At 38.9% G+C, this 4,361-nt stretch carries 5 protein-coding genes; 4 read left to right on the top strand and 1 reads right to left on the bottom strand.

Going from position 1 to position 4,361, the window contains the following annotated elements; translation table 11 throughout:
• Positions 1–6: 6 nt before the first annotated feature.
• Complete coding sequence (gene lexA, locus BFL01S_RS19050) at positions 7–627, bottom strand: transcriptional repressor LexA (protein ID WP_025908269.1); 621 nt, start codon at positions 625–627, stop codon at positions 7–9.
• A gap of 145 nt (positions 628–772) precedes the next feature.
• Here lexA and yneA point away from each other — a divergent pair, with 145 nt between their 5' ends.
• The 4 genes from yneA to tkt all read left to right on the top strand — a co-directional run bounded on the left by yneA (position 773) and on the right by tkt (position 4,334).
• On the top strand, positions 773–1,108 hold the full coding sequence (gene yneA / locus BFL01S_RS19045; RefSeq protein WP_025908270.1) for a cell division suppressor protein YneA: 336 nt from the start codon (positions 773–775) through the stop codon (positions 1,106–1,108).
• A gap of 75 nt (positions 1,109–1,183) precedes the next feature.
• Positions 1,184–1,855, top strand: coding sequence for a YneB family resolvase-like protein (locus BFL01S_RS19040; RefSeq protein ID WP_061786653.1), 672 nt, complete (start codon positions 1,184–1,186; stop codon positions 1,853–1,855).
• A 61-nt stretch (positions 1,856–1,916) separates the two neighbouring features.
• Positions 1,917–2,147, top strand: coding sequence for a DUF896 domain-containing protein (locus tag BFL01S_RS19035; RefSeq protein ID WP_025908272.1), 231 nt, complete (start codon positions 1,917–1,919; stop codon positions 2,145–2,147).
• A 180-nt stretch (positions 2,148–2,327) separates the two neighbouring features.
• The gene (gene tkt / locus BFL01S_RS19030) at positions 2,328–4,334 is read left to right on the top strand and encodes a transketolase (protein WP_061786652.1); all 2,007 of its coding nucleotides are present in this window, start codon (positions 2,328–2,330) and stop codon (positions 4,332–4,334) included.
• Positions 4,335–4,361 lie beyond the last annotated feature (27 nt).

Genomic DNA, 4,361 nt, shown 5'->3' with positions numbered 1-4,361 from the left:
CTTTTCTTAATGAATGGAGCGATATACTCCAATGACTTTTCCTAAAATAGTTACATGACGTAAGATAATAGGTGCCATTGTGGAGTTTTCTGGCTGTAAGCGAACGAAATTATCTTCTTTAAAGAAACGTTTGACAGTTGCTTCGTTATCTTCCGTCATTGCTACAACAATATCGCCGTTATTAGCTGTTTGCTGTTGGCGAACAATGACCATATCTCCATCTAGTATACCGGCTTCAATCATACTTTCTCCCATAATTTCTAACATAAATACTTGCTCATCTGGAGAGGCGTACTTGTCAGGTAACGGAAAGTATTCTTCTACATTTTCAATTGCAGTAATTGGAAAGCCTGCCGTAACTTTACCGATAACAGGAACATTTATAACTGCACTTTGTGGAATGCTTACATCGGCCTCTGCTTGAAGAACTTCAATTGCTCTTGGTTTTGTGGGGTCTCTACGAATTAGACCTTTACTTTCTAAACGAGCTAAGTGCCCGTGAACTGTTGAACTAGATGCTAAACCAACTGCTTCACCAATTTCGCGAACAGATGGGGGATATCCTTTTAATTTCACTTCATGCTTAATGAAATCTAGTATTTCTTGTTGACGTTTTGATAGCTTCATACATTTCACCTCATTTTTAGCTATTCTTTGCTATAAATTATATCATGGCTATATATAATATACAAACATAAGTTCGAAAAAAACCCATTGACAGAAACGGATGTTCGCAATAAAATGAGAACATACATTCTGAGGGGGATTTGAAATGAGACCATTAATAGAATCTATTAAACATTATACTACCTTTTTTGTGGTTATCGCCGCACTTACATATGTCTTGACGTTGCTATTAGGAGCAGATAGAGTGGAGTTAGAAAAATATACAACTGTTACTATTGCAAAGGGTGACACTATTTGGGAATTATCCCAAGAATATAGTAAGCATCATAATTTATCACCAAATGAATTTGTAGAATGGGTCCAAAATATGAATGAGCTAACTGTTCCATCTACACAGTCGCTTTCTCCGGGAGATCAGTTATATATTCCGGTATTGAAATCTGATTTAGCAAGTGATCATCAGATTGCTTTTGATAAGTGAACTAGAGCTACGAGTCCTCTACTGAACGATGGTAGGGGTTTTAGTGTTTGGAAATGAAGAAAGGGAGCTAGAAAGATGAAAGCAGTTATCTATTGTCGAGTAAGTACGGATAAAGAAGCCCAAGAGACATCGTTAAAGAGGCAGGAAGAAGAGTTAATGCAACTTGCTACGATGCATAATTTTACAGTTTGTGAAATTATTTCTGAAAAAGCGAGCGGCTATGAAGTTGACCGAGAAGGAATATTAGAAGTCTTAGAATTATTAAAAGCAGAAGACGTTTCTACCCTGCTTATTCAGGATGAAACACGACTGGGGCGTGGAAATGCAAGGATTGCTTTACTGCACGCGTTAAATAAAGAGAAAGTAGCAATTTACACGATTAGTCATCAGGGACAGCTACAGCTATCAGAAGCTGATTCCATGTTGTTAAACATCATTAGCTTGGTGGAAGAACATCAAAGAAAATTACATAATGCAAAAATTAAACGAGGTATGAAAAGAGCAGTTGCCAATGGGTATCACCCGGAGCATAATTTGAAAAACCAGCATGTAAACTCAGGTAGAGAACGAAAGGAAGTTCCCATAGAAGAAATTGTACAACTACGTAATAATGGCTTAACATTTGCAGAAATTGCTGTCACGCTAAAAGGCTTTGGTTATAAGGTATCAAAAGCAACTGTACACCGTCGCTATCAGGAGTACTGCGACGACCAAGGCGAGCTTCTTGCTAAAAAACAAGAGATTTAGTAAGATGTGTAGTATTGTATTATGCTTTAAACTGTATTAAAAAGCGAGGAGTTCTGACAAAATGTTGTCTAAAGATAAAATGGCACGAATCAATCAACTATCTAAAAAATCAAAGGCGGAAGGTTTAACAGAAGCTGAAGCACAAGAACAGCAAGAGCTTCGTAAAGAATATTTACAAACGTTCCGTCAATCAATGACAAATCACCTTCATACGATTAAAGTTGTTGATGAAAAAGGGAATGACGTAACCCCTAAAAAACTGAAAGATAGCAAAAAGAAGCGTCTACACTAAGGCGATGGTTTGCTGTGGTGCAAAAACTAGGGAAATGAGTTTCTCTAGTTTTTTTGTATATTTTTGCGTTTGGAAACGAAAAATGTAAAAGTACGAAAAAAAACGAATCAAATATTGTACAAAATCGTTAATCATTAGTATGATTACATATATACATAGTTTTGAAAGGAATGAAGAGTTATGACACAACGTATTGAAGATCTTTCAATTGCAACAATTCGTACTTTATCAATTGATGCTATTGAAAAAGCAAATTCAGGTCACCCAGGTATGCCAATGGGAGCAGCTCCAATGGCGTACACGCTATGGACAAAGTTTATGAATATTAACCCATCAAATCCAGATTGGTTTAACCGTGATCGCTTTGTTTTATCAGCAGGACATGGTTCAGCACTTCTATATAGCTTATTACACTTAGCAGGCTATGACCTATCAATTGACGATTTAAAAAACTTCCGTCAATGGGGAAGTAAAACACCAGGTCATCCAGAGTATGGTCACACAGCAGGTGTTGATGCAACAACTGGTCCATTAGGACAAGGAATTGCAATGGCAGTTGGTAAAGCGATGGCTGAGCGTCATTTAGCCGAAACATATAATAAAGAGGGACTTGAAATCGTTGATCACTTTACATACGGTATTTGTGGTGACGGAGACTTAATGGAAGGTGTATCAGCTGAAGCAGCTTCACTAGCAGCGCACTTAAAATTAGGTCGCCTTGTCGTGCTTTATGATTCAAACGACATCTCATTAGACGGAGATTTAGACCGTTCATTCTCTGAAAACGTAGAAGATCGTTTCAAAGCTTACGGATGGCAAGTAATTCGCGTAGAAGATGGAAATGACTTAGCAGAGCTTTCAAGTGCAATCGAAGCAGCTAAAGAAGATCTTTCTCGTCCAACTTTAATTGAAGTAAAAACAACAATTGGTTATGGTTCTCCAAACCATGCGGGAACATCAGGTGTTCACGGTGCGCCACTAGGTGCAGATGAAACAAAATTAACAAAAGAAGCGTATAGCTGGACGTTTGAAGAAGATTTCTATGTGCCAGAAGAAGTTTATGCACACTTTAAAGCAACGATTGCTGATGAAGGTGCAAAGAAAGAAAAAGAATGGAACGACGTTTTTGCTCAGTATAAAGAAAAACATCCTGAGCTAGCAGCTCAATTTGAATTAGCTGTACAAGGTAAACTTCCAGAAGGTTGGGAACAACAATTACCTGTATATGAAACTGGTTCAAGCTTAGCAACTCGTGCTTCATCAGGTGAAGTATTAAACGCAGTAGCACAAGCTGTTCCTCAATTCTTTGGTGGTTCAGCAGATCTTGCTGGTTCAAACAAAACAATGATCAAAGGTGCAGAAGACTTTACTGCAAAAGATTACAGTGGACGCAACATCTGGTTTGGTGTTCGTGAATTTGCAATGGGCGCAGCGCTTAACGGTATGGCTCTTCATGGTGGTGTAAAAGTATTCGGCGGTACGTTCTTCGTATTCTCTGATTACCTACGTCCAGCAATTCGTCTAGCAGCATTAATGAAGCTACCTGTTACGTATGTATTTACGCATGACAGTATTGCAGTTGGTGAAGATGGTCCAACACATGAGCCAATCGAGCAATTACCTTCATTACGCGCAATGCCTGGTCTATCAGTTATTCGTCCAGCAGACGCTAACGAAACGGCTGCAGCATGGCGCTTATCATTAGAGTCTACAGATACGCCAACAGCGCTTGTGTTAACTCGTCAAAACTTACCGACTCTTGAAGGTACGAGTGAAACTGCTTATGAAGGTGTTTCAAAAGGGGCTTACGTTGTATCAAAAGCAGGTAAAGAACAGGCGGATGCACTTCTACTTGCAACTGGTTCTGAAGTAAGCTTAGCAGTAGAAGCACAAAAAGCACTTGAAGCAGAAGGTGTTTCAGTAGCTGTTGTCAGCATGCCATCATGGGATCGCTTCGAGAAGCAGTCAGCTGAGTACAAAGAAAGTGTTATTCCAAAATCAGTGAAGAAGCGCTTAGGTATTGAAATGGCTTCGACATTAGGTTGGGAGCGCTATGTAGGTGACGAAGGTCAAGTTCTTGGCATTAACCATTTCGGTGCTTCTGCTCCTGGTGAAACAATTATGAAGGAATTTGGCTTTACAGTTGATAACGTTGTAGCAAGAGTAAAAAGCATGTTAAATGCATAATTGATAAAAAAGAGGCTGGGACATAAA

It is taken from the genome of Priestia flexa NBRC 15715 (assembly GCF_001591565.1).
In the GTDB taxonomy this organism is placed as follows: Bacteria; Bacillota; Bacilli; order Bacillales; family Bacillaceae_H; genus Priestia; species Priestia flexa.
The sequence above is the reverse complement of the archived record's forward strand: the minus strand, read 5'-3'. Positions and strand labels throughout refer to the sequence as shown.

Excerpts from the sequence above, each read along its gene's own strand:
- yneA (WP_025908270.1), top strand. The coding sequence starts at position 773 with ATGAGACCATTAATAGAATCTATTAAACATTATACTACCTTTTTTGTG.
- tkt (WP_061786652.1), top strand. The coding sequence starts at position 2,328 with ATGACACAACGTATTGAAGATCTTTCAATTGCAACAATTCGTACTTTA.
- BFL01S_RS19040 (WP_061786653.1), top strand. The coding sequence starts at position 1,184 with ATGAAAGCAGTTATCTATTGTCGAGTAAGTACGGATAAAGAAGCCCAA.
- BFL01S_RS19035 (WP_025908272.1), top strand. The coding sequence starts at position 1,917 with ATGTTGTCTAAAGATAAAATGGCACGAATCAATCAACTATCTAAAAAA.
- lexA (WP_025908269.1), bottom strand. The coding sequence starts at position 627 with ATGAAGCTATCAAAACGTCAACAAGAAATACTAGATTTCATTAAGCAT.